The sequence below is a fragment of the Methylobacterium fujisawaense genome (assembly GCF_039619325.1).
Lineage (GTDB): Bacteria > Pseudomonadota > Alphaproteobacteria > Rhizobiales > Beijerinckiaceae > Methylobacterium > Methylobacterium fujisawaense.
Map to the genome: position 1 here is coordinate 1,105,472 of NZ_CP155000.1, position 20,951 is coordinate 1,126,422.

The 20,951-nt window shown below is 65.9% G+C and carries 22 protein-coding genes and 2 pseudogenes; 11 read left to right on the forward strand and 13 right to left on the reverse strand.

Features of this window, described 5'->3' with window-relative positions:
- Positions 1 to 14: 14 nt before the first annotated feature.
- Genes ABC766_RS05210 through ABC766_RS05220 form a run of 3 tightly spaced genes read right to left on the reverse strand, consistent with a single transcriptional unit; the run spans position 15 to position 2,123 of the window.
- On the reverse strand, positions 15 to 323 hold the full coding sequence (locus ABC766_RS05210) for a sensor histidine kinase (protein ID WP_345822674.1): 309 nt from the start codon (positions 321 to 323) through the stop codon (positions 15 to 17).
- Positions 223 to 1,389 (reverse strand): two-component sensor histidine kinase, encoded by a 1,167-nt coding sequence (locus ABC766_RS05215; protein WP_345822866.1) that lies wholly within the window; start codon positions 1,387 to 1,389, stop codon positions 223 to 225. Before ABC766_RS05215 ends, ABC766_RS05210 begins: the two co-directional genes overlap by 101 nt.
- The gene (locus ABC766_RS05220) at positions 1,389 to 2,123 is read right to left on the reverse strand and encodes a response regulator (RefSeq protein WP_342143414.1); all 735 of its coding nucleotides are present in this window, start codon (positions 2,121 to 2,123) and stop codon (positions 1,389 to 1,391) included. The genes ABC766_RS05215 and ABC766_RS05220 overlap by 1 nt, the downstream gene beginning before the upstream one ends.
- A gap of 256 nt (positions 2,124 to 2,379) precedes the next feature.
- Between ABC766_RS05220 and ABC766_RS05225 the strand changes: the two genes are divergently transcribed.
- A complete protein-coding gene (locus ABC766_RS05225; protein WP_287089741.1) occupies positions 2,380 to 3,456 on the forward strand; it encodes a tartrate dehydrogenase in 1,077 nt (358 codons plus the stop codon).
- A gap of 117 nt (positions 3,457 to 3,573) precedes the next feature.
- Here the strand turns inward: ABC766_RS05225 and ABC766_RS05230 are convergent, their stop codons facing one another.
- The 6 genes and pseudogenes from ABC766_RS05230 to ABC766_RS05255 all read right to left on the reverse strand — a co-directional run bounded on the left by ABC766_RS05230 (position 3,574) and on the right by ABC766_RS05255 (position 9,511).
- Positions 3,574 to 4,629: a zinc ribbon domain-containing protein gene (locus ABC766_RS05230; RefSeq protein WP_287089742.1), complete on the reverse strand. Its 1,056-nt coding sequence runs from the start codon at positions 4,627 to 4,629 to the stop codon at positions 3,574 to 3,576.
- Between the two features lie 663 nt (positions 4,630 to 5,292).
- A complete protein-coding gene (locus ABC766_RS05235) occupies positions 5,293 to 7,860 on the reverse strand; it encodes a CheR family methyltransferase (RefSeq protein ID WP_345821397.1) in 2,568 nt (855 codons plus the stop codon).
- 35 nt (positions 7,861 to 7,895) lie between these two features.
- The gene (locus tag ABC766_RS05240) at positions 7,896 to 8,150 is read right to left on the reverse strand and encodes a hypothetical protein (protein ID WP_345821398.1); all 255 of its coding nucleotides are present in this window, start codon (positions 8,148 to 8,150) and stop codon (positions 7,896 to 7,898) included.
- A gap of 31 nt (positions 8,151 to 8,181) precedes the next feature.
- Entirely contained in the window at positions 8,182 to 8,511 is a 330-nt protein-coding gene (locus ABC766_RS05245; protein WP_342143420.1) for a hypothetical protein, read from the reverse strand.
- Positions 8,512 to 9,020: 509 nt separating this feature from the next.
- A pseudogene (locus tag ABC766_RS05250) lies at positions 9,021 to 9,311 on the reverse strand (LexA family protein); the annotation flags it as partial.
- 5 nt (positions 9,312 to 9,316) lie between these two features.
- Positions 9,317 to 9,511 carry a hypothetical protein gene (locus ABC766_RS05255; protein ID WP_345821399.1) on the reverse strand — a complete coding sequence of 65 codons (195 nt, stop codon included), beginning with the start codon at positions 9,509 to 9,511 and terminating at the stop codon, positions 9,317 to 9,319.
- A 151-nt stretch (positions 9,512 to 9,662) separates the two neighbouring features.
- Here ABC766_RS05255 and ABC766_RS05260 point away from each other — a divergent pair, with 151 nt between their 5' ends.
- The 3 genes from ABC766_RS05260 to ABC766_RS05270 all read left to right on the forward strand — a co-directional run bounded on the left by ABC766_RS05260 (position 9,663) and on the right by ABC766_RS05270 (position 10,580).
- Positions 9,663 to 9,908, forward strand: a complete 246-nt coding sequence (locus ABC766_RS05260) for a DUF6894 family protein (RefSeq protein WP_427902292.1) — start codon at positions 9,663 to 9,665, stop codon at positions 9,906 to 9,908.
- Positions 9,909 to 9,924: 16 nt separating this feature from the next.
- Positions 9,925 to 10,179, forward strand: a complete 255-nt coding sequence (locus tag ABC766_RS05265; protein WP_345821400.1) for a hypothetical protein — start codon at positions 9,925 to 9,927, stop codon at positions 10,177 to 10,179.
- Between the two features lie 182 nt (positions 10,180 to 10,361).
- A complete protein-coding gene (locus ABC766_RS05270) occupies positions 10,362 to 10,580 on the forward strand; it encodes a DUF6894 family protein (protein WP_345821401.1) in 219 nt (72 codons plus the stop codon).
- Here the strand turns inward: ABC766_RS05270 and ABC766_RS05275 are convergent.
- Positions 10,568 to 10,714 (reverse strand): hypothetical protein, encoded by a 147-nt coding sequence (locus tag ABC766_RS05275; protein ID WP_345821402.1) that lies wholly within the window; start codon positions 10,712 to 10,714, stop codon positions 10,568 to 10,570. The two genes, ABC766_RS05270 and ABC766_RS05275, sit on opposite strands and share 13 nt — an antisense overlap.
- Positions 10,715 to 11,069: 355 nt before the next feature.
- The gene (locus ABC766_RS05280) at positions 11,070 to 11,300 is read right to left on the reverse strand and encodes a DUF6894 family protein (RefSeq protein WP_345821403.1); all 231 of its coding nucleotides are present in this window, start codon (positions 11,298 to 11,300) and stop codon (positions 11,070 to 11,072) included.
- 722 nt (positions 11,301 to 12,022) lie between these two features.
- On the opposite strand from ABC766_RS05280, the gene ABC766_RS05285 reads away from it, so the two are divergent.
- The 6 genes and pseudogenes from ABC766_RS05285 to ABC766_RS05310 all read left to right on the forward strand — a co-directional run bounded on the left by ABC766_RS05285 (position 12,023) and on the right by ABC766_RS05310 (position 17,805).
- Positions 12,023 to 12,373, forward strand: coding sequence for a hypothetical protein (locus ABC766_RS05285; RefSeq protein WP_287090588.1), 351 nt, complete (start codon positions 12,023 to 12,025; stop codon positions 12,371 to 12,373).
- Positions 12,374 to 12,541: 168 nt separating this feature from the next.
- Entirely contained in the window at positions 12,542 to 13,840 is a 1,299-nt protein-coding gene (gene istA, locus ABC766_RS05290; RefSeq protein WP_427902312.1) for an IS21 family transposase, read from the forward strand.
- Complete coding sequence (gene istB / locus ABC766_RS05295; RefSeq protein WP_127991182.1) at positions 13,840 to 14,628, forward strand: IS21-like element helper ATPase IstB; 789 nt, start codon at positions 13,840 to 13,842, stop codon at positions 14,626 to 14,628. The genes istA (ABC766_RS05290) and istB (ABC766_RS05295) overlap by 1 nt, the downstream gene beginning before the upstream one ends.
- Before the next feature lie 597 nt (positions 14,629 to 15,225).
- Positions 15,226 to 16,828 (forward strand): annotated as a pseudogene (gene istA, locus ABC766_RS05300) (IS21 family transposase).
- The gene (gene istB, locus ABC766_RS05305) at positions 16,725 to 17,456 is read left to right on the forward strand and encodes an IS21-like element helper ATPase IstB (protein WP_345822675.1); all 732 of its coding nucleotides are present in this window, start codon (positions 16,725 to 16,727) and stop codon (positions 17,454 to 17,456) included. The pseudogene istA (ABC766_RS05300) and the gene istB (ABC766_RS05305) overlap by 104 nt, the downstream one beginning before the upstream one ends.
- A 148-nt stretch (positions 17,457 to 17,604) precedes the next feature.
- Positions 17,605 to 17,805 (forward strand): hypothetical protein, encoded by a 201-nt coding sequence (locus ABC766_RS05310; RefSeq protein WP_345821406.1) that lies wholly within the window; start codon positions 17,605 to 17,607, stop codon positions 17,803 to 17,805.
- Between the two features lie 315 nt (positions 17,806 to 18,120).
- Here the strand turns inward: ABC766_RS05310 and ABC766_RS05315 are convergent, their stop codons facing one another.
- Positions 18,121 to 18,279, reverse strand: a complete 159-nt coding sequence (locus ABC766_RS05315; protein WP_345821407.1) for a hypothetical protein — start codon at positions 18,277 to 18,279, stop codon at positions 18,121 to 18,123.
- Between the two features lie 93 nt (positions 18,280 to 18,372).
- Between ABC766_RS05315 and ABC766_RS05320 the strand changes: the two genes are divergently transcribed.
- Positions 18,373 to 18,696, forward strand: coding sequence for a CopG family transcriptional regulator (locus tag ABC766_RS05320; RefSeq protein WP_345821408.1), 324 nt, complete (start codon positions 18,373 to 18,375; stop codon positions 18,694 to 18,696).
- 268 nt (positions 18,697 to 18,964) lie between these two features.
- Here ABC766_RS05320 and ABC766_RS05325 read toward each other — a convergent pair whose 3' ends face one another.
- Positions 18,965 to 20,848: a hypothetical protein gene (locus ABC766_RS05325; RefSeq protein WP_345821409.1), complete on the reverse strand. Its 1,884-nt coding sequence runs from the start codon at positions 20,846 to 20,848 to the stop codon at positions 18,965 to 18,967.
- Between the last annotated feature and the right edge of the window lie 103 nt (positions 20,849 to 20,951).

Below are 20,951 nucleotides of genomic sequence, written 5' to 3' on the forward strand. Positions count from 1 at the left end.
TTGCCGCGTGCCGCTCAGGACAGGCCCGGCAGGGTCACGACGAGGCGTGCGCCGCCGTTGGCGCCGGCTTCCGCCACCACCGTGCCGCCATGGGCCTCCGCGATCTGGCGGCTGATGGCGAGACCGAGGCCTGTCCCGCCGGTCTGCCGGCTCCGCGACCGCTCGACCCGGTAATAGGGGCTGAACACCGCCGTCCGCTCCGCCTCGGGGATGCCCGGCCCGTCATCCTCGACAACGATCCGGCAGACCGTCCCGGCCCGGCTCACCGCCACCGACACCGACGAACGCCCGAACTTGACGGCGTTCCCGATCAGGTTGGCCACGACGCGGCGCAGGGCGACCGCATCGCCGGCCACCATGGCGTCCCGCACCTCCTCGCCGGTCAGGCTGATGGGCGCGCCCTGGGCCGCGTGCTCGGCGACCCTCGACGGCGACGAGATCGGCGAGATCCACCGGCGCGCGGGTCGCCTCGACGGCGGTGCCCCGGGCAAATCCCAGGGACGCCTCAATCAGCGCGGTCATGGCGTCGAGATCGGCCACCAGCTTCTCCCGGAGCGCCGGCTCGGCCACCGCCTCGGCGCGCAGGCGCAGCCGCGTCAGGTAGGTCTTGAGGTCGTGCGAGATGGCTCCGATCAGCAAGGAGCGCTCGGCCATGAGAGCGGCGATCCGCTCCTGCATGCCCTGCACCGCCTGGGCGAGACGCCGGATCTCGGGGGCGCACGTGGGCGCGCTCATCCGTTCCGGGGCGCGGCCGTCGAAGCGGGAGACCGCGTCCGTCAGGCGCCGCAGCGGCGCGAGCTCGTGCCGCGTGCCGACCAGGACGAGACCGGCCGCCGCCGCGCCCAGCACCGCGACCCAAAGGCTCAGGGGCTGGCCGAACAGCCACGGCATGAGCGAGCGGCGGCGTTCGGTGGCATGGATCACCGCGACGCGGCCATCGGGCAACCGATAGGTCGCCATCGCGAGGCGCCCGATCGGTCCGGCCCGCTCTGCCTTGTCGATATCGGCCGGATCGACGCCGCGGCGCAGCAGGGCGGTGTCGGTATAGGCCTGGACGCGGTCGGCGGATTCGGCCGTCATCCGGCGCAGACGGGCTTCGAGGCGGGGCTCGCGGATCAGGTCGGCCCGATCGGGTTGCGCATCGACGATTTCCGTTTGCAGCGCTTCGCCGCTCACGGCCTTCAGGATGGCCGGCCTCTGGGCCGGATCGGCGTCGCGCAGCAACGTCATGATGCCGGCGGCCTGATCGACGCGCGGAAACCGCGTGGCGTAGGGCCACCGCTCCTGCCGGCGCTGCCAGTGATCGAGGGCCACCGTGGCGAGGACGAGCAGGGAGAGCGCGCCCAGCAGGAGCAGCATGATGCGTCCGAGGAGGCCGACGCGGCCCATCACGGCGTTCCGGAGCGGACCGGGGCGGCCAGGATGTAGCCGGCGTTGCGCACGGTCTTGAGCAGGGCCGCGGCCTGGCTGCCGGCGGCGTCGAGCTTGTGCCGCAGGCGGCTGACCTGAACGTCGATGGTCCGGTCGAAGGCATCGGCGGTTCGGCCGCGGGTCCAGTCGAGAAGCTGGTCGCGCGAGAGCACCCGCTGCGGCCGGGTGACGAAGCAGTGCAGCAGGTCGTACTCGGCGCTGGTCAGCGGGACCTCGGAGGCCGGGTCGCCGATCATCACCGTGCGGGCCGCGAGATCGACGACGAGGTCGGCGACGCTCAGCCGCTCGGGCGCGGCCTGGGGGGCCGGGGCGCCGGCGCCGTTGGCCCGGCGCAGGACGGCGCGGATCCGGGCGAGCAGGACCCGTGGGTTGAACGGTTTCGAGACGTAGTCGTCGGCGCCCATCTCCAGGCCGAGGACCCGGTCGATATCCTCGTCCTTCGCGGTCAGCATGACGATGGGCGGGCCATCCGCCTCGCGCAGGCGGCGGCAGATGGACAGGCCGTCCTCGCCCGGCAGCATCCAGTCGAGGACGATGAGGTCCGGCGCCGGGCCAGATGCGAGCAGCCGGTCGAGTGCGGTGCCGCCGTCGAGGGCGACGGCGCGGAACCCCTCGCCCTCCAGGTAGCCGGCGAGGAGGGCGCGGATGTCGGGATCGTCCTCGACGATGGCGATGGTGGTGCCCTCGTGCATGGGCCGAGCATAGGGACGGCCGGCGGGACGGCAACGCGAAACTGCACGGTGTCACAAAACGTTACATGGGCCGTCGGGAGTGGCCGGGCCGTTCCGGGCGTTGCCCGCCGGGCGCTGGACGCGACCGGTGCGGCCGCCGCGCGTGTGGGCGCGTCGCGAGGATGCGACGGACCCGGCGGATCACCGAACTGCGGTCCCTCGTCTCGACGGGATCGGAAGCGGCGCCAGATCTCCCCGATACGTTCGGAGATCCCTCATGAAGACCTACACCATCGCCGCCATTCCTGCGGACGGCATCGGCGTGGAGGTCATCGCCGCCGGCATCGCGGTGCTCGACGCCCTCGCCGAGAAGGCCGGAACGTTCCGGTTCCGCTTCGACCACTTCGATTGGGGCTCGGACTATTACAAGGCGCACGGCGTGATGATGCCGGCCGACGGCCGCGCGCAGATCCGGAACCACGACGCGATCTTCTTCGGGGCGGTGGGCGCGCCGGACGTGCCCGATCACATCAGCCTGTGGGGGCTGCGCCTCGCGATCTGCCAGCCCTTCGACCAGTACGCCAATGTTCGCCCGACCCGGATCCTTCCGGGCATCACCAGCCCGCTGCGTCACGTCTCGGGGCCGGAGCTCGACTGGGTGATCGTCCGGGAGAACTCGGAGGGCGAGTATGCGGGCGTCGGCGGCCGGGTCCACCAGGGCCATCCCAACGAGGTCGCCACCGATGTCTCGATGATGACCCGCTCGGGCGTCGACCGGATCATCCGCTACGCCTTCGAACTCGCCCGCTCCCGCCCGCGCAAGCGGCTCACGGTGGTCACCAAGTCCAACGCCCAGCGCCACGCCATGGTGATGTGGGACGAGATCGCCGCCGAGGTCGCCCGGGACTTTCCCGACGTCACCTGGGACAAGATGCTGGTCGACGCCATGACGATGCGCATGGTGATGAAGCCTGAGACCCTCGACACGATCGTGGCGACGAACCTGCACGCCGACATCCTGTCGGACCTCGCGGCGGCGCTCGCCGGGTCCCTCGGCATCGCGCCGACCGCCAACATCAACCCGGAGCGCACTTTCCCGTCCATGTTCGAGCCGATCCACGGCTCGGCCTTCGACATTGCCGGCCAGGGAATTGCCAATCCGGTCGCGACCTTCTGGACGGCGTGTCAGATGCTGGAGCACCTCGGCGAGAAGCCGGCGGCCGAGCGGCTGATGCGCGCGGTGGAGCGCGTCACCGCGGATCCGAGCCTGCACACCCCCGATCTGGGTGGACGGGCGACGACGCGACAGGTCACCGACGCGGTCATCGCGGCGATCCGGGGCGACAACGCCTGAGGGGCGCCGGGCCGGATCGCCGCGTTCCGCGTCGCGCCTGCGGGGACGAGCCGGCGGCATAGCGTCGATCCGCGATGCGATGCGGTGCGATGGTCCGGGCGGGCGGCGGCGCGCCCGCTACGGGACCGGGGTCGCGAGATCCGGGCTCGGGGTGCCGCAGGCCCGGCAGAAGCGCTCGAAGGTGCTCTTGCGATGCGTGCAGGACGGGCACTGTGCGAAGATGCCGAGCCCGCAATGGGGGCAATAATTCGTGCTCGCATCGTCGAGGGCGAGCGGCCGCTCGCAGCCGGGGCAGACCTTCTTGGCGAGACGGGCCAGGGCTTGGTCGGTGGCGATCTCGGTCCGCCGCTCGGCGTCCGGTCGCGCTTCCACGACGGCCTGTCGGGCGCGGTAGGCGTGCAGGGCATTGATCGCGGCGCGGCCCGCGACCAGGGTCACGATCACGCCGACGCCGTACTGCACGTAGCCGCCGTAGCTCGGCAGGTACGGCACGAGTTCGACGAAGAAGGCGAAGGCCGCCGCCAGGGCGAAGCCCCAGACGAACGGCCAGTTGCGGGTATGCCGCCGTTTGAGCAGGAGCCATCCGGCCAGGGCCAGCAGCGGCAGCGTCAGGGCGAGGCGGTAGGCGAAGACGCGCAACTCCTGGCCGCGCTCGGCCGCGTCGAGCTGCTTCTGCGCCGCCGCGCGCAGCTCGTCGTCCATCCGCAGCCGCGTCGCCTCCCGCTCGGACTGGTCGAGTCCCGCCTGCGCCCGGGCCGCGAGGCGCTCCTCGATGGTGCGCTCGGCGGCCTTGAGGGCGTCGAGTTGCTGCGTGCGCGCGATCAGGCCGGGATCCTGGTCGACCCGCTGCGTGGCGTCCCGGGTCTTCAGCCAGTTGGCGAAGGTCTCGCGCGCCCCCTCCGAGGCGGACTGGGCCGCCTCGAGGGCGAGCCGATCCTGCTCGACCTGCCGCCGGTTGTCGTCCTGCTCCCGACGGATCTGCTTCAGGGCCTCGGCCGAGGCTCTGGCCTGATCGGTGTCGAGGAACTGCTCGAGGGTATAGCGGTGCTCGACCTGCGGCAGATCGCCGACGACCAGCGATCCCAGCCCGATGAGAAACCACGCGAAGACCACCGCGACGAGCCAGAGCGCCAGCGTGAACCAGCGTTCGGAGAGTCTTGAACCGGACCGCACGCGAATCGCCCTCGCCGAAAACCCAAGCGGGGCTTTATAGCGTGCGGCGGTCGGGGGGTATGCGGGCGAGGCCGACGGCCGGGTCGCCTCCGCCATGTCTGCAGGACCGATCGAGATCGGATCTCGGGCGGGACGCTCGGGCTCGGCGCATCTCGGAAACAATAAGGCCCGTCAATGCTTTGGCGGGCTAATGTCAAATATTCGGTGTCCAGGGAAGACATAAAATAACTAAGTAAAAACAAGGCTCATGTGGCTAGATGTGAAACAGGCCTAGATTCTGATGCGCAAACTTTTTCTTCGATCCGTCCCGTGCCGACTTTGGCGTATTGCCTGGGATTCTTCATCGGTAACCGGTTCGGTGACGGGCTGCTATCGACCTAACTCGGCCACCCGGATCGCCCTCGGCCTTTTCCGCAACCGGTCATTCGTCGGCGATCTGGTAACTCGCGCTCGGGGCGGCAAGCGGATCCCGGCGCTTCGCTTCGAACCGGACAACCCACCTCCGGCGTAGGTTGGCTATACGGTCCGCTCTTCTCAAAGACCGTAGGCGGCCGGCCCCTGCAAAGCCGTGCCGACCCTCTCCGCGATCACTCGGTCGACCGTATCCGGCCACGCCGGCGTGCTGGCAGCCAACATACTGGGCACGGCGTGCGGACCGGCCGGTTATTCCTGCTCCAGCAAGTTGGTGAAGCTGGCGACAATCCCGGGCATCTGGCTGCCCTTGCGGGACGAGGCAATCAACCGGACCCTGTAGCGCGCCCCGTCCGCCCCCTCGACTATCCGCTCGAAGGGCCGGTTTGCACTCAACACCGCCGGGATCTCGTCCAGCAGCCATGTCAGCGGGATCGGCGCCGAGAAGTTGCGCAGGGACCGGCCGACGTCGCTCGGCTGCAAGCCAAAGATCTGCGCCGCTGCACTGGTGAACATGCGAATGCGGAGATCCGACGTCAATAGCACGCTCGCGACGTTCATGCCCTCGAACAGCGTAGCCTGATCGTCGATCAACTGGTCGATGGCCTCGATCTTGGACGAGAGCTCGAAATTCACCGTCTGAAGCTCCTCGTTCAGAGACTGTGTCTCCTCCTTCGAAGCCTCGAGCTCCTCGTTGGCGGCCTGCATCTCCTCGTTGACGGAGTGGAGTTCCTCATTCGAGGATTTGAGCTCCTCGAGGGAGGTCTCGTACTCTTCGATCACAGCTTGAAGCCGTTCGCGCGTGGCGCTCAACTCGCGCTCCAGGCCCTGGAGCGCCGTGTCCCGCTCGTTCGCCTCTAGCGCCTGCTGGCGTTCCTTCTCCAAGGGCACGGCGGCCTCTTTGAACACGACAAGGAACAGCGGCTCGATTGCGCCAAGCGTGTTCAGCGGCTTGACCACCAGAGTGATCGATTGGAAACGGCCGTCCGGCAGCTCGACGCCTATGCCGTCCCGCACGACCAGGGTGTTGCCCTCGATCGCCTCGCGCAGGGCCGTCCGGAGATCCAGCCGCAGGCCCTTGCGCGCCATCGCGGCCAGCTCCCGGGTCGGCTGGCCAGGCACGACCTCGAGGTGATCGCCGATCCGCGACGAATAGTGCACGGCCTCGCCCGTCCGCGTTACGACCGCGTGGGGCGGCGTGAACTCGGACAGCATCTGCGTCTCGACCGCGTGCCGCAGGGCCGCGTGCGTCGTCACGTTACGCCGCTGCGCCTGGCCCGCACTCCCAAAGATCGGCGGTTCCGCCCCGGACATCGTCCGCAACCGGACGGGCGGGATCGCGTCGCGAGCCTGGAAAATGCGGTGCTGCTTGTCGATCGTCTCGAACAGGTCCTCGAACCGCGTCACGTTCTCGGACATGCCGATGAACAGGTAGCCGCGTGGACGCAGGGCGTAGTGCAGCACCGGCAACAACTGCTGCTGGGCCTCGATGCCGAGGTAGATCATCAGGTTGCGGCAGGAGACGAGATCGAGGCGTGAGAACGGCGGGTCCCGCAGCACGCTGTGAGGGGCGAAGGTGCACAGGTCGCGTACGGCCTTCGCGACGACCGCGCTGTCGCCTTCGACGACGAAGTGCTGCGCGATCCGCTCGGAAGAGACGGCGGACAGGTAGGCGCTCGGGTAGCGGCCGGTCCGCGCGACTGTGAGCGCGCGCTCGTCGATGTCGGTGGCGAAGATCTGCACGCGCGGCGGATCCGCCAGGGTGAGCATGTGCTCGCGCAGGAGGATGGCCAGGGAGTAGACCTCCTCGCCGGTCGAGCAGGCCGGCACCCAGATCCGTACGACATCGGTCGCCGCGCGTGCGTCGAGCAGTTTTGGGATGACCTGGGTGGTCAGGGCCTCGAAGGCAGCGGTGTCGCGGAAGAAGTTCGTCACGCCGATCAGCAGGTCCCGGAACAGCACCCCGACCTCAGCCGGGTCGGCACGCAGCAGCTTGAGGTAGCCGTCCGGCCCGGCCGCGCCGACGACGCTGATGCGCCGTTGCAGGCGCCGGACGAAGGTGCTGGGCTTGTACCCCGAGAAGTCGTGGCCGACCTGCCGGCGGAGGATTGTGTAGATCTCGGTGAGGAACTCGGTGTCGTGCTCCCGCGGGACCGCGTCGACCTGCGCGTCCGGCGCGGCGGCGACGTGCGCAGCGACATGCGCGGCGATCCGGTCGCCCATATGCTCGGCCATCTCGCCGAAATCGACGAAGCCGGTCCGCAGCGAGCTGAGCGGCATGTCGGCGGTCTCGGGGCCGTAGCCATCCGCAATCTGGGCCAGGGTCAGGCCTCCGTGCTCCTTGATCGCCTTGACGCCGATGGCGCCGTCGCCGTCGCCGCCGGACAGGATCACGCCGACCGCGCGCTCGCCCTGGTCGAGGGCCAGGGCGGTTAGGAAAATGTCGATCGGCTTGGTCTCGCGGGCCGCCCCGAGCGGTGTCAACGTCAGCCGGCCGTTCGCAATGCCCATGACGCAACCGGGCGGCATGACGTAGACGGTGCCCGGCTCGACCGGCACACCGTCGGCGGCGGCCTCGACCTTGAGCGGCGTGAGCCGTGCCAGCACGTCCGGGAGCAGGCTCTTGTGCTCCCGGCCGAGATGCGTGACGACGACGAAGGCGGCCCTGAGCGTCTCCGGCACTCCGCGGAAGAAGCCCCGCATCGCCTCGATGCCGCCCGCGGATGCGCCGATGCCGACGATCGGAAAGTGGTCCTGATCTATCACCGCGTTCTGAACCTTCGGATCGAGGCCGCGCCGTTCGTTGGGGCCCGGCATCATGCGTTCTCGCCCAACGTCGAGGATGGCCGCGCGGATCAACTTTGGTGCGTGGCTTCCTGCACGACGTAGGCGAGGCAGCGTGCCCGGGCCTCGGGGCTCTTCAGCCGCACGAACAACCGCATCAGCGCCACCGCTTCGGCAAGATGATTCGCGCCCTCACCGACAGTTTCGATGTCCGGAATATCGGCAGGATCGGGCGTCAGAAAGGTCGCGACCGGGACGCCCAGGGTCTGGGCGATGCGGAATAGAGCGCCGCGGGCGTCATCTTGCGGATCGTCACCGCTCATCATGACCTATCCGCCGATCCCTGCGTCGCGTCGATCAATGCATAGCGATCCCGGCCGACCGCGGTCCAATCACGCCAGCGACGCGACGCCCGACATGATTGAGCACACGCCCGAGAAGCAGGCGGGTCTGGGTGTCGGTATCGTCTTCCGCGGCCTCGTAGGCATCGATCAGGCTTGTTACCAACCGTTTCGAGGGGCCTGGGTGGTCGCTCTCATTGGATGCCTGCGGTCGAGCGGTGTCTTGTTCGCGGGCCCGCCGCACGAGATCGCGGGAAGCCTGGAGCGTCCGCCGCGTCTCCTCGGCTGCCGCACGCAGCTCACGGGCAACCTCAAGGTACCGATCTGCGTGAGGGCGGTCGGTCATGGGCGCTCCGAGTTGCACTGCATGCCCGCGCGTGGATGACTTCAGCGCGGAGCCTGGCATCGTGCACTCAATTTCTGGGTGCATCAATCCGAAGATCGATTTCGATCGCAATAAGAGGGATCAATCGTCAGCATCCATCAAAAGTTGGTTCTTCCAGCTTTTCGCTTGAGGCGAAGGGATGCGAGGATACGCGTCAAATTTCCAGGTCACCTCTTCGCCAACCACCGCAAAGCGGACCGTTCCAGGGTTTGCTTTGGGTCGAGGACGGGTGGGACGGCGATGTCTGCGTCATCGCCAAACCGCCCGAAAACGGACCGGCAGAAATCCACTCCAAACCGTCGTGAAGACGGACGGCACGCACCAGATGCGTGCGCCACCGGCAGCTCCATCCACCTGCGTCGTGTAGCCCGGTGTCCGTATCCCGAACGTTGTGCTCAGCGCCGGCTTTCTAGCTCCGCCCGCGCCGGCACCATTCTGCCGCGGCCCCAGCGCGCGTTGTAGGCGTCCAGAGCCGCCATCATCGGACCGTGTCCGGTCCAGCGCGCCGACGCACGCGGAGAGTGCGACAGTGGCGCGAGCTCGCGGTCGTAGATGCCGGCGCCCTCCATGGACGAGCCACTGATCCGCCACAGGAAGGTGGCGGGCGGGTTCGGCACGAGCCAGCGCGGCAGCTCCGGCGCGCCCTCCAGGAAGTCGTCGGCGGGCGACGGGAAGCCGGCGCACAGGGCCTGCCCGATCAGCGGCACGCGGACGGCGTCGGGACTCCCGACCAGCAGCGCGTCGATCGGGTGGACCGGCACGGGGCTCAGGCCATCCCGGCGCGGCATCGTGCGTATCCGCGGGAGATCAGCCGGCCCTGGGCGAGCACGCGCGCTTCGGCGTCTCGCAGGTCGGTGAGCGCATCCTCCACCGCCCGAACGAGGGCGGCCCAGGCATCGCCGGAGGCGGCCCGGTGATAGGCCAAGGCGATCACCTCGGCCTCGGACAGACGGATCTCCACAGGCGGTTCGTGCCGTTGGGCATGCATCCGGATCACAACCTCGACTAGAACGTATCGGGAACAAGACCCGATGGTGGGGCGTGGTTCAATGGCCGTGTCGGATCCCGCGGAGATCGCAGTGGGCACGTGTGGAGAGGTCGGGAAAACGCCAATGCCGCGGAGGCTTTATCGCTTCCACTGCCTGGGAGGTGGTGATGCCGTGTTCGACCTGCAGGGGCGGTGGCTGTCGAGCATCCGCGAGATCCGGCAGCACGCGGACCGGGTGGCGTTGGGCCTGATGGACGGGGTCGGCTGCCAGGACTGGACCGTGTGGTCGGTGGACGTGCGCGATGCCGCAGGCCGGCCCGTGCTGCTCCGCGCGTTCACTGCGGTACGGGTCGGCGGCACGTCGGCGTAAGGGCGGGAGCGGCACCATGGCGATGACGACCAGCTCCATGGTGCAGCCGTTCGAGATCCACCGCAAGCGCCTGCGCCCGGCCCGCCAGGAGCCGGCGCAGACGGAGAGCGGCGCGCTGAAGAAGGCCGAGACCCTGGCCAGGCGGATGCCGGGTGCGGAGGCGCTGAAGGTGGTGGCCGACGACGAGACCGGCGAACTGGAGGGCGTCACGATCCTCGGCCAGTGGGGCGAGGTGCCGGACGACTTCGCCGAGAGCCTGCAGGACGGCTGAGAGTCGGCGCAACGACGAGAGCAGGCCGCCCGCCGGCCCGGCGGCCAGCGTCTTATCAGCTTTGGTCACAAGCTTCCCAACTTCGGTATTGCTCGACCTGCCATGGCAGCTTGGCCGTAAGGCCAATCCGTTGGATGTTACCCCTGTTGGCGGACTGCGCCGATGGCCTGATCAGGAGCGACATGGCAGAGCGCTATTACTTCCGCCTGAGGGGGACGAATGAGGTCGTTGAGGATACCGAGGGCATCATGGCAACCTCGATCGAAACGGCCGTAGCCGAGGCAACGCAGATCATCTCCGAGATGCAGATGCGGAGCGAGCTGCCTGATTCTGACGAATGCTGGCGCATTGAGATCCACAACGCTGATGGCGACGTGCTGCGCTCGCTTCAGCTGTACTGAATGCCGGCTTTCGGCCGAGAGATTTTGCGCAAGATCTGGCGGATATGCGCGCGCAGCATCACAGTCTCGTCTGTCGAGACGACATCTGTGGGTACTGCTGACACCGCCGGGATATTCACGACCTCGTACCGCATCAACTCCTCCGCCTACCGCGAGATCAGTCTCTCGCAGCTACCTCAGACCAATGCGTCCATAATTTGATTGATTTCGTGCGATAAAATTGGGAAATATTTACTTAGGATATCTAATCTGGGCTCTAAAAGGATTGTGCGGCAGAATTCTGAGAACCACTCACCCAGCCAGCCGGCGACCCAAAAAACAATGCCGCGCCCGCTCCTCTTAGATAAAATTGCAACATAACATATGTTTGACTGACCCGCTGGAGGCGCGGAACTGCAGCGGGGGCGTCTGGTCTCATGGGCAGGATGACGCCGAATTCGACGCCACATTGAAGTGGATCGCGGAGCCGCAGGCGGGGAAGCGATTCCCTTATTGATCAAAGATATAGAAGTTGATCTTCGCGCTCATCATATGGCGACCAACAACATCATACGCCTTCGCAGTGTATTCGTTTATGCCAGTTTCCTCGCCTTCGTCGCGCAAGATTTCAATGAGCACGGCGCGCATCAGGCTACGCAAAGCACTTAGATTGGGCAATTCAGTGCCTTCACTATCGATTGCCTCAATATTATTCTTTGTATTTATGAAATAGCGTGGCATAGAATGCTCGCGAGCCTGACGAGAAGGGTGCAGCCGTAGAGTGCGTTGCATAATTCAAGCTACTCACTATGGTTAAAGCTACTTTGATATGCCTCAAACGAGTCCTTAAGCAGGGTCGAAGGCTTTTGCGAACATATGTGCGAGCGGAACAATTGCCCCAAAAAAGCTCTGCCGTGCGGGGCCGGCGAGCTTGAGCGAATCCGAGGGAGACAGCCGGGACTGCGGATGCCGGGCACGACAAGGCCGCTGAGGCGGCGTCGCTAAAACGATGAAAGCCACCCCGGCAGAAGCCAAGGAATCTAGGTGAACTTGAGCGAGGGAGCGGTGTCTTCGGAGTTAGCTCGGCCCCGCCCCGATCTGCTCACGGGGCGGGGGAGCGTCCGATCTCACCAGCGTGTGACCCGAGCCGATACGCAACGCGGCTCGGCGGTAAGATGGCGAGCACCGGTTACCGAGCCGCGCTCGTGCCGGCTGCCGACCAATCCCGCGCCGGGATTCCGCGCACGAAAAAGCCCGCGCCGACGGCCCAGGCGGGCTTCTCAGGTGGGGCACCGAAAGGGGGAAGCTCAGCCAAACCTGGCACCGAGGGTAGGCCGGACGCAGGGAAAGAAAAGCTCCGCTGACGGCAGTGAGTCGGAGAGCGAGGGAGCGGCATCCGCCCAGGCAAATCGAACCACCCACCGTTGAAAGCGTTCACGCCCCGCAACAACGGAGAGCACGACATGAAGGTGATCTCAGCGACCGTCCTTGGCCTGGCGCTACTCAGCGGAGCCGCTCCGGCCTTCGCACAGCCATACGGCGGACGCGACTACGGCTACGATCGCGGCGACTACGGCCCCCGTGACCGAGGCTACGGAGATCGCGGCTACGGCGACCGTGACCGCCGCGATTACGATCGGGATTACGACCGAGGCTCCCGGGGCGGGCGTGGCGACTACGCTTTCAACGAGGAAGAGTATCTGCGCTGCAATCCGGACGTGCGCCGAGCGGTCATTGGCCGAGCGATCAAGTCGGGGCTGGAACACTACCGCAAGGTCGGGATGGCCGAAGGACGGAAGTTGACCTGCAATTAGAGCGCATTCGAAGAGCAGAACAGAATGCGAGAAAGCCCCGCGCGGCAATGCCGGCGGGGCTGACGAAGGCAGACGCAGATGATGGCGCTTGGCGGTGTCAGGCGACACGGCAAACTGACCCCCTGACGCCATGAGGATCTGACCCCCTCGATGAGCGAGGAGGTCGAGATGATCAGGAACGAGGCTCAGGCTCTGACGCGGATGGACGATCCGTGGAGGGCCGAGATGAAGACGCCGGACGACGTGTCGGCGATGATGCGGCTGCAGGCGCTCGGCTGGGGCGCGAAGCGGATCGCAGCCGAGCTTGGCTGTTCGAAGAACACGGTGAAGCAGTGGCTGCGACGGGGGGATTGGCGCCCCTGCGCGACGCCCTCGCGCTCGAAGCAGCTCGACGGCTTGGCGGACTGGCTGGTCGAACGCTTCCGGCAGCATGCGGGCAACGCCGACGTCGTGCGCCAGGATCTGGCGACCGAGAAGGGCATCCACGTCAGCCTGCGCACGGTGGAGCGGGCGGTCGCGCCGTTGCGGCGGGATCTGGTGATCGCCGCGCGGGCGAGCGTGCGGTTCGAGACGCGGCCGGGCGAGCAGATGCAAATCGACTTTGGCGAACGGCGCGTCGAGATCGGCGGCGTGCCGACTCGGGTCTCCCTGTTCGTAGCGACGCTCGGCTACTCGCGCCGCCTGCACGTGCGTGCCTTCGGCCACGAACGGCAGGAGGACTGGTTCGCCGGGCTGGAGAGCGCTTTCCGGGCTTTCGGCGGCGTGCCACACGAGGTGTTGCTCGACAACGCTCGCGCCCTGGTCTTGCACCACGACCCTGTGAGCCGCGAGGTCGTCCTGCACCCGCGCCTGCACGCCTTCTCCCGCCACTGGGGCTTCCGGGTGCGGGCCTGCGCCCCGTACCGGGCGCGCACGAAGGGCAAGGACGAGCGCGGCGTCGGCTACGTCAAGAACAATGCCGTGGCCGGCCGCCGCTTCGCGAGCTTCGCAGCCCTGGAGGCGCATCTCGATGCCTGGACGCGGGACGTCGCCGACCGGCGCGTGCACGGCACGACCGGCGAGGCGCCGGGCGAGCGGTTCGCCCGCGACGAGGCTCGGGCGCTACGGCCGCTCGCGGGCGTGCCGCCGTTTTCCGCCGCGCGCGATCTCGTGCGCCGGGTCGGAGCGGACTGCGCGGTTGCGGTCGACGGCAACGCTTACTCGGTACCCTGGCGGCTGATCGGTGAGCGGGTGCGGGTCACCGTGAGCGGAGCGGTGGTGCGCGTCCACCACGGCGGACGGGAGGTCGCCGCGCATGCCGAACTGAAGGGACGTCACGGCCGTGCGGTCGACGACGCTCATCTGGCCGGGCTCGTGGGTAGCCGTGAGCGACCGGCTCATCGGCGCGACCCGCCTCCTCTCGTGGCGACGCCGGAACTGCTGCGTCCGCTCGCCGAGTACGAGGCTGTCGCCGGGGGAGGCTTCTGATGAGCGAGGAACACGATCACCTCACCGTACTGCTCGACCGCCTGAAGCTGACGGCCATGCGTGACCAACTCGACAGCCTGATCGACGAGGCCGGCCGGGGCGAACTGACGATCCGCGAGGCGCTGACGCTGTTCTGCGAGCGGGAGATCGCCCGGCGCGATCAGCGGCGCATCGACATGGCCTTCGGGCTGGCCCGCTTCCCGTTCGTGCGCGACCTGACCGGCTTCGACTTCGGCGCACAGCCCTCGTTGGACAAGGCGCAGATCCGCGAGATCGCCACCGGCCGCTTCATCGCCAACGGTGAGGCGGTGCTGCTCCTCGGACCACCCGGGGTGGGCAAGACGCATCTGGCGGTGGCGATCGGGCGTGCGGCGATCGTGGCCGGCTACGGCGTGTTGTTCACCCCAGCCACGACGCTCGTGGCGCAGTTGGCCAAGGCGCACGCCGAGGGGCGGCTGGAGGAGCGGCTGACGCACTATGCCAAGCCGAAGCTGCTGATCATCGATGAGCTCGGCTACCTGCCGTTCGAGCCGGATGCCGCGCACCTGTTCTTCCAGCTCGTCAGTCGCCGCTACGAGCGCGGCGCGATGCTGGTGACCTCGAACCGGGCGGTGGGCGAGTGGGGCAGCGTGTTCGGGGACGCGGTGGTGGCCACCGCCATCCTCGACCGGCTGCTGCACCATAGCCACGTCGTCACCATCCGCGGTGACAGCTACCGCCTGCGCGAGAAGCGTCGCAGCGGACTTCTACAGAGGGCCGCTATCGTCCCCAACCCCACGCCCGTCTAGGCGAGGAAACCGGCATGGGGGTCAGATCCTCGTGACGCGAAGGGGTCAGTTCCGGTTGTCGCTTGAAAGGCGGCTACCTGCTGCTGCCGCCACCGCCGCCGCCCTGAGGAACGGCGCGCTCAGGCTGATTGGCATTCCCGGCGGAGGATGAGCTGTTCGACATCGTGTCGGCCGGCTGCCCGGTCGGCGAAGTCGTCACGGCGCCATTGCTACCGGTCGTGCTGTTCTGCGGCGCAACTACGCCCGAAGTGCCAGGAGCGGAGGGCGCCACGGGAGACGCCGCGGGAGCCTGCGCAGAGGCCCCGCCTGCGAGGAGGCTGAAGACGGCAGCGGCTGCGAGAACGCGATGGCGCATGAGAACCTTCCTTTGCACTGAAGGCTGAGAAACGCGCTCGCGCGCGAGATAGTTCGATACTGACGAAGCCAAGGGGGCTCGAAAAAGCCCCGCGCGGCGGTGCCGGCGGGGCTGAGTGGATCCTGGGAGTGTGTTTCGGCGTGGAATAAGAACCCCGTTTTTGGGGTGATCGGCGTCCAAACGGGACCCCAGGACAACTCATCCAGACTGCCTCTCGTGTTCGAACGGGAGGAGCGCGGGGGATGTTTGTCGTGGAGACGATCGCCAAGATCCGCCGCGCCTTTTTTGTGCAGCAGAAGCCGATCAAGCAGATTTGCCGGGAGCTGAAGGTCTCCCGTAAGGTCGTGCGGAAGGTGATCCGTTCCGAGGCGACCACCTTCCGTTACACCCGCACCAGCCAGCCCGCGCCCAAACTCGGGCCGTGGCGTGAGGCACTCGACGGGATGCTTCTGGCCAACGCCGGCAAGGCTCCCCGCGAGCGGCTCACCCTGATCCGTGTCTACGAGGCCCTGCGCGGGCTCGGCTACGAGGGCGGCTACGACGCGGTGCGCCGCTACGCCAAGGGGTGGAGGCGCACGCGCACCGCTGTGACGGCCCCCGCCTTCGTGCCGCTCGTCTTCGCTCCGGGCGAGGCTTACCAGTTCGACTGGAGCCACGAGATCGTGCTGATCGGCGGCACGACCACGACGGTCAAGGTCGCCCACGTCCGGCTCTGCCACTCGCGCATGCTGTTCGTGCGGGCCTACCCGCGCGAGAGCCAGGAGATGGTCTTCGACGCCCACGACCGGGCGTTCGCCTTCTTCCGCGGCACCTGCCAGCGCGGGATCTACGACAACATGAAGACCGCGGTGGAGACGATCTTTGTCGGGCGCGAGCGCGCTTACAACCGCCGCTTTCTGCAGATGTGCTCGCACTACCTCGTCGAGCCGGTGGCCTGCACGCCCTCGTCAGGGTGGGAGAAGGGCCAGGTCGAGAACCAGGTCGGGCTGGTGCGCGAGCGCCTGTTCACGCCGCGCATCCGGGTGAAGAGCTACGACGAACTGAACGCCCTGCTGCTCGACGGGGTGATCGCCTTCGCCAAGGCCCATCCTCATCCCGAGGAGCGGGAGCGCACCGTCTGGGAGCGGTTCGAGGCCGAGCGGGCGGCGCTGGTGCCCTATGCCGGCCGCTTCGACGGCTTCCACGCCGTGCCGGCCAGCGTCTCCTCGACCTGCCTCGTACGCTTCGACAACAATCGCTACTCGGTGGCCGCCTCAGCCATCGGCCGTCCGGTCGAGGTGCGAGCCTATGCCGAGCGCGTCGAGATCCGCCAGGGCGGCCGCATCGTCGCCGAGCACGCCCGTGTCTTCGGCCGCAACCAGACGGTGTTCGATCCCTGGTACTACGTCCCAGTGCTGGCCCGCAAGCCCGGCGCGCTGCGCAACGGCGCACCGTTCAAGGACTGGGTCCTGCCCGCCGCCCTCGACCGGGTCCGGCGCAAGCTCGCCGGCTGTCCTGACGGTGACCGGCAGATGGTCGAGATCCTGACCGCCGTGCTCGGCGATGGCCTGCCCGCGGTGGAGGCCGCCTGCGCCGAGGCGCTGCGCGAGGGCGTGCACTCAGCCGACGTCATCCTCAACATCCTGGCTCGCCAGCGCGAGCCGATCGCACCCATCACCCTCCTGACGCCCGAGGGTCTGCGGCTGCGCCACGAGCCCGTCGCCGACTGCGCCCGCTACGACAGCCTGAGGAGAGCCCCATGATGGAACGTCAGCAGATCCTCGCCACCATGGGCGAGTTGAAGTTGTTCGGGATGAAGGCTGCCTACGACGAGATCATCAAGGTCGCCGTGAAGCGCACGCATGAGCCGCAGCAGATCGTCGGCGACCTGCTCCAGGCCGAGATCAGCGAGAAGCAGGCACGCTCGATCCGCTACCAGATGACGATCGCTAAACTGCCCCTGGCCAAGGACATCGCCGAGTTCGACTTCAGTGGCACGCCGATCAACGAGATCCTGGTGCGCGACCTCGCCAGCGGCGAGTTCCTCGCTCACCAACGCAACGTCGTGCTGGTCGGCGGCACCGGCACGGGTAAGACCCACCTCGCCATCGCAATCGCCCGGGCCTGCATCCGGGACGGGGCACGGGCCCGGTTCTACAACGTGGTCGACCTCGTCAATCGGCTCGAAGCCGAGGCGCGTGCCGGCCGGCAGGGCCGCATCGCGGACCATCTCGCTCGGCTCGACCTCGTGGTGCTGGACGAACTCGGATACCTGCCGTTCGCGCAGTCGGGTGGGCAGTTGCTGTTCCACCTGATCAGCCGCCTCTACGAGACGACCTCGATCGTGGTCACCACGAACCTCGCCTTCGGGGAATGGCCGAGCGTGTTCGCCGGCGACGCCAAGATGACCACGGCGCTGCTCGACCGCCTCACCCACCATTGCGAGATCGTCGAGACCGGCAACGAGAGCTGGCGCTTCAAAAACCGCGCCTGAGGCCCGCACATTCGGCACGCCTGCTGGATCCCTGCTCAGCCCGGCTGCGCCACCCCGACCCGCTCCGCCGGGCTGACCAGGGGCGTCACGCCCCGCTCCCGATGGGGTCCCGATTGGAAGCCGATCCGGGGTCCCGTTCCGATGCCGTTTGACACTGGAAGCCGGTGACGGTGATGAACGGTTCGGCCAAGACTTCATGACAGACCTGTTCGGCCGCGCTCAGGCCGCCAAGGATGCGGCGCTCGATGCCCAGGAAGACGCGCGGATGTCGTCGGATGACGCTGCGATCCTGGCCGAGCTTCGCCGGTTGGAACGGATGCCGCTGCCGAGATGGATGCGAACCGAGTAGGGTTTACTTCGATTCGAAGGCTCCCGGTCGGATGACCATTTGTAGGGTGGATGGTCCCGAGTTTCCGGCCGTTTCGCCCATGGCAAAGGGTGCCCTGCGGCGGTGCCGTGAACACCTACATAACGGGCGCCCCCTATTGGGGTTCCGGCTTGTCGTCAGAATTTTTGACCATTGCCCAGGCCGCCGCTCACCCGGCAGTGTGGGAAAATCCCATAGTGCCCCGTCCAGGATCAGAATTAGCTCAGGACGGCCGTCGAGCCTAGATCCGGTGTGTGTCGCCATGCTCAGAAGGTCAGAAATCCGTCAGCGACCTTCCTAGGCGATTGCAGGGCAAATATGGGCAATGCCCACATTATCGAACCGCCCCGGCAAATACGCCTGACGGGCGCATTTCCGGCCAGCACCGGCAAACATGTGAATCGGCGTCTTTCGGTCCGCACCCATGGCCAGGAAGGTGAAACCGTCCTTGGTCATGGTGAAATGTGAGAGCTTCTTTCCGGTTAAGTCATTGATTTCAAACGACTGAAAATTCAGTCGCCTGAAATTCGTGGTGCATTTCGGGTTGCCGTGGGCACCGCAGCTGCCGCCGTCACCCTCACCCCTCCTCTTGGCAAGGGCAATCCCGCCTACGCCGCCAACCCCGATCCCGTAATGACCGTCTCAGCCCCGTTTCCCGCCAAGCGCTGCCGCAACCCATCCATCTACATCGATCCCGACATGCTCGACGCCATCGATGTCTTTCGGGTGTCCGAGAACGATGAGAGGCCCCTGTCTCGGTCTGCGATGGTGCGAAACCTCATCCTGTTCGCTCTCGCTCTCATGACGGACGAGGAGGCCATCGCCGAGTTCATTGCCGAGCACACCGCCAAGGGTTTGACCCCGACCGCGTGATGGGTCTCAAGACACGAAAATCGTGTACTGACATTTTTGTCACTACCAGATTTCCCGGTACTGAGGCCGACGACCACGACCTGCGGACGCCAACCCCGGTGGAAATACGCGAATCCGTGCAATTGCCCGGGCCGTCCGAGACTTGACGATCATCAAGATGCAACCGCCGCCGCCATTCGTGACGCCGCCGTCGCTCGCGGATCTCACGCATCACCTCAACGATGGCCGAGACGACGACCGCGCCCTTCGCCGCCCAGCTGAAGCCACTTCACGCCTGAAGAAGCTGGAGAATTTGTTTCTGCGATTGGCCCGCGAGACCGAGCGCTGAAGTGGTGAGCTGGTTCCGCACATTGAGGCTGTTCACGCTCACTGACTCTCTGTTCAGGTCTGCCAGAGTCAGATTGTCCGCGCCAGTCTGGAGAATGTTGCCAATGCTCTTGTTGAACGACTGCCGAATATTAGCTGTCGTCAGTCCAGCAACAAAGCGGCTAGAGAAATCGTTCAACGCGACCAACGCAGACTTTACGTTTTTGGCAGCCAGGTCTGTTGATTGGCTGTCTAGAAACTCTCCGTCGAGGGCTGAGAGAAAGCCGATACTATCGGCATCGAGGACCGATCCCGTGATCGTATATTGACTCGAATTTGTGTCATTGAACTGGAATTTGACGTCACCACCCATAAGAAGATTTTGGCCATTGTAATGGCTATCTCTGGCTAAGCCAGTTAGCTGGGTGCGAAGGTCGGTATATTCTTTAGCTAGCTGCCGCCGCATCGAGGCGCCGGGCTCAGATAGAACTGGATTGACCGCGTATTGACCAGATATAGACCCTGTGAGCGTCGTCACACCGTTGGCCACTTGCGGTGAAGGCGGAACCCAGCTGGCAGGAGTCGTAAGTTCAATCTCATCTGCTTCGCGTCCGGCGATCGGTTTAACCACCAACTTACCAGAGGGGCCAGAATCCAAAACCGCAACCATGTCAGCGGTTGCGAGTTGCTGATTGAGTTGCTGAAGGCTCGTGGTCTCATTGCTGGCATAACCATAAGAAATGGTCACGCTCTTCCGCTCTGAACCCTTCCCGATGCTATACGTCACCTGGGTGTCGTCGAGACTTGGGCCCGGTTCATACGGCTGCGCGCCATATCCCATCGATGCCAAGTTCGTGCCTGACAAGCTGAACGATAAGTCCTTCCGCGGGGCCGTTAGTCGAACCGTATTGGTCACGGGATCGATGGATGCGATCAACGCGTCCGGTCCGCTGACGGCGTTTATAGCCGCAACCAGAGAGGTGCGATCGCTGAAGTAGCCGTTAGCAGGATCCGTCGCCGGGTTTGCTGGCTTGTGAAACGTGAACGTTTGCGGCGTCCCACCCGCTGTCGTATAAGTAAAAGTGTTCGGGCCGTATGATGGGAAGGTTGTAACCTGAACATTGCTATTCGAAGATGTGATGCTAAGTGGTGTAGTGTCCTCAGTGACTAGCTGTACCTTGTCAGATTGAATAATGCCGGGACTGACGATGGCAAAATCCATTGTGACAGCCAAGATAAGTTCTGATGGATCGCTGAAATAGTTCGTTCCAGCGTTCGGGCCCGTAGACCGATAAGTATACGTTTGCGGCGCTCCGCCTTGACTGACGGTTATAGTGTCGCCCGGAACAAGAGTCGCCGAGGAAAAATCCAATAGGTCTTTGTTCGCCCGCCCGGTAAGACCCATATTGTATGACGAGCTTGCAGCTGGATCCGATGGTGCAGAAGTTCTCGGTGCGGTAGCGTTCTGTGCGCCGACGACATCGGCACTTGTGTAATTGTTGCCCAGCGAACTCACAGCAGCAGGAGTCTGCACTGCGCTTGGCGATCGCGCGGCGCGGTCGATCATGCTCGTGGCAAGGCGCAGAAGCTGCTTCATGGCGTCAATGCCTTTCGTAGCAGCATTTGTCGCCTGGATGCCGTTAGCGACACCGTCTACCAAAGAAGCGAGAGAAGTGGATCGACTGTTCAGCGACGACGCTGTGAAGAAATTGGTCGGATTGTCGAGCGCTGAATTAACCGAACGCCCAGTCGCCAGACGATTTTGCGTGACGGCGAGGGAGGAATAAGTGTCCTGAATAGCCAGAAGGCTGGCGCGCATGGGAGCGCTGAGCGTTATGGCGGACAACTTTCCCCTCCGGATCGCCAGAATGAGGACTATCGGCCGTATGCTTAACCATAGGTAAATTTATGACGCAAAAGTTGTGGCGTACGATCCCGTCGATCTTCGC

Excerpts from the sequence above, each read along its gene's own strand:
- ABC766_RS05215 (WP_345822866.1), bottom strand. The coding sequence starts at position 1,389 with ATGGGCCGCGTCGGCCTCCTCGGACGCATCATGCTGCTCCTGCTGGGC.
- ABC766_RS05220 (WP_342143414.1), bottom strand. The coding sequence starts at position 2,123 with ATGCACGAGGGCACCACCATCGCCATCGTCGAGGACGATCCCGACATC.
- ABC766_RS05225 (WP_287089741.1), top strand. The coding sequence starts at position 2,380 with ATGAAGACCTACACCATCGCCGCCATTCCTGCGGACGGCATCGGCGTG.
- ABC766_RS05235 (WP_345821397.1), bottom strand. The coding sequence starts at position 7,860 with ATGATGCCGGGCCCCAACGAACGGCGCGGCCTCGATCCGAAGGTTCAG.
- ABC766_RS05240 (WP_345821398.1), bottom strand. The coding sequence starts at position 8,150 with ATGATGAGCGGTGACGATCCGCAAGATGACGCCCGCGGCGCTCTATTC.
- ABC766_RS05245 (WP_342143420.1), bottom strand. The coding sequence starts at position 8,511 with ATGACCGACCGCCCTCACGCAGATCGGTACCTTGAGGTTGCCCGTGAG.
- ABC766_RS05260 (WP_427902292.1), top strand. The coding sequence starts at position 9,663 with ATGCCGCGGAGGCTTTATCGCTTCCACTGCCTGGGAGGTGGTGATGCC.
- ABC766_RS05265 (WP_345821400.1), top strand. The coding sequence starts at position 9,925 with ATGGCGATGACGACCAGCTCCATGGTGCAGCCGTTCGAGATCCACCGC.
- ABC766_RS05270 (WP_345821401.1), top strand. The coding sequence starts at position 10,362 with ATGGCAGAGCGCTATTACTTCCGCCTGAGGGGGACGAATGAGGTCGTT.
- ABC766_RS05275 (WP_345821402.1), bottom strand. The coding sequence starts at position 10,714 with ATGCGGTACGAGGTCGTGAATATCCCGGCGGTGTCAGCAGTACCCACA.
- ABC766_RS05280 (WP_345821403.1), bottom strand. The coding sequence starts at position 11,300 with ATGCCACGCTATTTCATAAATACAAAGAATAATATTGAGGCAATCGAT.
- ABC766_RS05285 (WP_287090588.1), top strand. The coding sequence starts at position 12,023 with ATGAAGGTGATCTCAGCGACCGTCCTTGGCCTGGCGCTACTCAGCGGA.
- istA (WP_427902312.1), top strand. The coding sequence starts at position 12,542 with ATGATCAGGAACGAGGCTCAGGCTCTGACGCGGATGGACGATCCGTGG.
- istB (WP_127991182.1), top strand. The coding sequence starts at position 13,840 with ATGAGCGAGGAACACGATCACCTCACCGTACTGCTCGACCGCCTGAAG.
- istB (WP_345822675.1), top strand. The coding sequence starts at position 16,725 with ATGGAACGTCAGCAGATCCTCGCCACCATGGGCGAGTTGAAGTTGTTC.
- ABC766_RS05315 (WP_345821407.1), bottom strand. The coding sequence starts at position 18,279 with ATGACCAAGGACGGTTTCACCTTCCTGGCCATGGGTGCGGACCGAAAG.